The following is a 3,662-nucleotide window of genomic DNA, read 5'->3' as shown; positions in this document are numbered from 1 at the left end:
CTCGAGGGCAATGCGGATTTCGGGGTGGCGGCGGTCTACCCGAACACCGATCCAAGCCCCATGAACAGCCGTCTCTTCGGCGAAGGCCGTGAGACCGTCGAGATGATGATCGTCGAAGTTGCGGGCGAGTTCGCGAGTGCCCCCGGTGTGGCCCGCGCCGGTCTCTCGGCCACCCAGTGGCGCTGCCTCTTCCAGGCCCTGATCAAGCAGGAGAGCCGCTTCAACGTCGCGGCACAAAGCCCGGTCGGCGCCTATGGTCTGACCCAGCTCATGCCCGGCACGGCCTCCGACCTCGGCGTTGACCGCTATGACGTGAAGGACAACCTGCGCGGCGGCGCGCGCTATATCACGACCCAGCTCGATCGCTTCGGCAATATCCCCCATGCGCTCGCAGCCTATAACGCGGGGCCGGGCCGGGTCATTGAATATGGCGGCGTGCCACCCTTTGCCGAGACGCAGGGCTACGTGCGCAATATCTCGAAGTTCTACAACGAATACCTCGCCGTGGTGGGCGGCGCCGACGCGCTCGGCACACTCTCGCCCTCGGACTTTGCGTTGGCCGAATATGCCAGCATCTCCGAGGCGGGCGTCTATTACGCCGCCGACAGTTTGGCCACCACCGAACAGGTGATCAATCGCCTGCGCGCGATCATCCTGCAGATCGATGCGCAGCCCAATGCCAAGGCGGCCTGGGAGCTCAACACCTACGCCAAGGCCGAGATCGGCCGCATCCTCAACCTTCGCGTCCGGCTGATGGCCGCCAACCAGCAGCGCGAGGCGGCCTATGCGCAGCACCTCGTCGCCGACCGGCTGGCCGAGCGCGACTTCATGCAGATGGGAGTTCCCGAATGAGACAGCTTCTCCTGACCGTAGCTGCGGTCACCACACTCGGGTTTGCCTCGCCCGCTGCTGCCCAAGGCGTGCCGACCTTCGATGGATCACAGCTTGGTCAGCTCGTGGCACAGCTCGAGCACATGGCCGAGGACCTGAATGTCCAGATGCAGCAGCTCGCCACCATGCGGCTGGAACTGGAGACCCAGTTGTCGCAACTGACGAACCTCGAGGCGCAGCTGACCTCCTTGATCGAAGGCAGTGGGCTGGGCGAGCTTTTTGCCACGGTCGAAGAATTCCGCGCGCTCCGCGGCAAGCTGGTTGCGCCCCTCAATACCGCACAGTCGCTGGCGAGTGGCGATTTTCTGAGCGGGTTCAATCCCGGCGCCGAGCTTTCGGCCTCGGTCGAGCGGGTGCTGTCTGGCAGCGGTTTCACCTCGGAGCGCCTGAGCACGCTCTCGGGCTCTGATCAACCCGCCGACAACCGCATCGCCGCTTCCGCCGGGGCCAGCGCCATGTTGTCGGTCGCGGCGCAGGAAAGCCACGAGGAGGCCGGTCAAAGCCTCGAACGGCTCGAGACCATGGTCGGGCTCATCGACGATCAGGACGGGCTGAAGGCCGCCGTCGATCTCAATACCCGCGTCACCGCCGAGCTCGGCATCATCCTGACCCAGATCTGGCGGCTGGAAGCGGCCCAGGGCGTCAGTGCCGGTCAACTCGGCGTTGTCGATGCCGCGACGCTGGCAGATGAGCGCAAGTTCCGCTCGATGGCGGTGGATCCATGAGCAAGTCCAAACTCACCCCGAGCTGTTTCACCTTGATGGAAGCTGGCCTCCTCAGCCTTTCGCTTGCCCTGCCGGTCGGTCTCCTCGTCCTGCCCGACCCGGCCTTGGGTCAGGATCGTCCCTTCACCTCGATGGAAATCGCACGGGATGACGCCGATGCGTGCCGCGTCCCCAAACCCCCGGTGGATCTCGCCGAGACCGCATACTTGCGCAATGGTTACCGCGCGATCCTGCGCATCCTGATCGCCGAAGAGGCACTGGCCACAGAGAACTGCACCTGCCTGCTGGACGACTTCACCTGGGACCAGGCACTCATCGCCCTGCCCCGGTTCCAGACCTCGGACAATCCACGCCTGCCCTTCAAGGTGCTCGATCTCTACGCGCAGGCCGACGCGTTCGAGGCGCAAGTTGCGGAGGCCTGTGTAAAGTAGATGGGTGTTATTCGCGACATCCTGAGCCAGGTCGACGCGGCGGTGGATACCGTGGCGCAGGACGGCTTTGTCTCCTCGGCAGGTGCTGTCGGTGACGTGATTTCTGCCGGGGCCGCGCTCCTTGTCGTGCTCCTCGGGATCAACGCGGTGATGCAACTCCGCCCCCTGCCCTTCGGCACCGGCTTTGCCTTCGGCATGAAGATCGCGCTCGTGGGGATCTTCGCGCAGAGCTGGGACAATTTCAGCATGATCTACGACATCGTCACGCGCGTGCCCGACTCCGTCGGAGCCTCGATCCTTGCGCTCACCGGCTCGGGCGACGAGGCCGGCGTCTATGAGAGCCTCGACAACATGGTCGCCCGCATCACCGCCTATGGCGACACGATCGGCGATCGCGCGGGCTGGGTCTTCGGCGCGGTCCTCGGTGCCATCTTCTTCGTCCTTTCCGCCGTTTTCGCCGCCGTCACCGCAGGGATCATCGCCTTCGCCCGCATTGTCTTCGCGCTGATGATCGTGATCGCTCCCTTCATGATCGTGACCTCGCTCTTTAAACCGACGCAATCCCTTTTTGAGGCCTGGACTCGCGCCACCATCGGCTATGCGCTCATGCCGGTCGCCGCCGCAGGGGCCGCGGGCATCATCGTCGCGATCGCCGAGGCCATCGGGGACGCCTCCGCCGATCCGGGCGATGTCGAGACCGTCAGCCTCATCCTGCCCTTTCTCGTCATCCTGATCCTTAGCGCCGGGATCATGGCCTCGGTCCCCTACATCGCCTCCAACCTCACCGGCGTGGTCGGCATTGCCTCGAATGCCGTGGGGCTGACCGGCCTCGCGCGCCAGGGTTTCGTGAACACGCGGGAGTATGGCACGGGTGCTGCCTCGCGCCTCGTCACCGGCAAATCGCCGCAGGAGCTGAACCAAATGGCCAATGCGGGCGTGGTGAAGACCGGCGAGATGATCCGGCAAAGCCCCGGCGCGCTCCTCTCCGCCGCCAAGGCCTTCCGCAAACCCTGATGTGAAAGACGATTGACTTGAAGAAGAAGGTACTTAGTTCCTCCGCGCCTGACCGCGACGCGTTTGAAGCGGATTTCATCTACGGGCCGCGGCGGCGCGAGCGTTTCGCCTGGTTCGTCGCGGCGGCCGGCGTGCTGGTCGGCGTGGCCGGCATGGTCGCGGGCGCGAGCCTCTTTCCGCTCAAATCGACCGAAACCTTCGTCGTCGTCGTCGACAAGGAGACCGGCGAGATGGACCGGGTCGCCGCTGTTCAGGCGCTGACCCTTTCCGAAAGCGACGCCATCATCCAGGCCAATCTCGTGGCCTATGTCGATGACCGCGAGACCTATGACCTGACAGATGGCGAGCAACGCATCAACTCGGTGCTCGATCGCTCGGATGGCGATGCCGCCCGCACATTGCGCGATCTCTGGTCATCTACCAATGAGGACTATCCGATCACCGTATATGGCCGTGACGCCAAGATCGAAGTGGTCATCAAGTCCGTGAATCAGATCGAGCGCGGCGTGGCCCAGGTCCGCTTCACCCGCACGCTGCGCCGTCCCCGCGACACCCGCACCGTGACCCGATCCTACGTGGCCACCGTCGGCTACGACTTCCA

Annotated in this window: 5 protein-coding genes; all 5 read left to right on the top strand. The window is 64.6% G+C overall.

Annotation, left to right across the window (positions count from 1 at the left end; translation table 11 throughout):
• Positions 1-852, top strand: an 852-nt coding sequence (locus tag J7416_RS22500; RefSeq protein ID WP_209227931.1) for a lytic transglycosylase domain-containing protein, incomplete at its 5' end; no start/stop codon positions are given.
• A complete protein-coding gene (locus J7416_RS22495) occupies positions 849-1,616 on the top strand; it encodes a type IV secretion system protein (RefSeq protein WP_209227929.1) in 768 nt (255 codons plus the stop codon). The genes J7416_RS22500 and J7416_RS22495, both read left to right, overlap by 4 nt.
• The gene (locus J7416_RS22490) at positions 1,613-2,047 is read left to right on the top strand and encodes a hypothetical protein (RefSeq protein ID WP_239368750.1); all 435 of its coding nucleotides are present in this window, start codon (positions 1,613-1,615) and stop codon (positions 2,045-2,047) included. The genes J7416_RS22495 and J7416_RS22490 overlap by 4 nt, the downstream gene beginning before the upstream one ends.
• Complete coding sequence (locus J7416_RS22485; protein ID WP_180888396.1) at positions 2,048-3,061, top strand: type IV secretion system protein; 1,014 nt, start codon at positions 2,048-2,050, stop codon at positions 3,059-3,061.
• Between the two features lie 17 nt (positions 3,062-3,078).
• The coding region (locus J7416_RS22480; protein WP_209227927.1) for a type IV secretion system protein at positions 3,079-3,662 on the top strand (584 nt) is incomplete at its 3' end.

Source organism: Ruegeria sp. R14_0 (assembly GCF_017743975.1).
In the GTDB taxonomy this organism is placed as follows: Bacteria; Pseudomonadota; Alphaproteobacteria; order Rhodobacterales; family Rhodobacteraceae; genus Ruegeria.
This window is presented reverse-complemented; position numbering and strand designations above follow the sequence as displayed.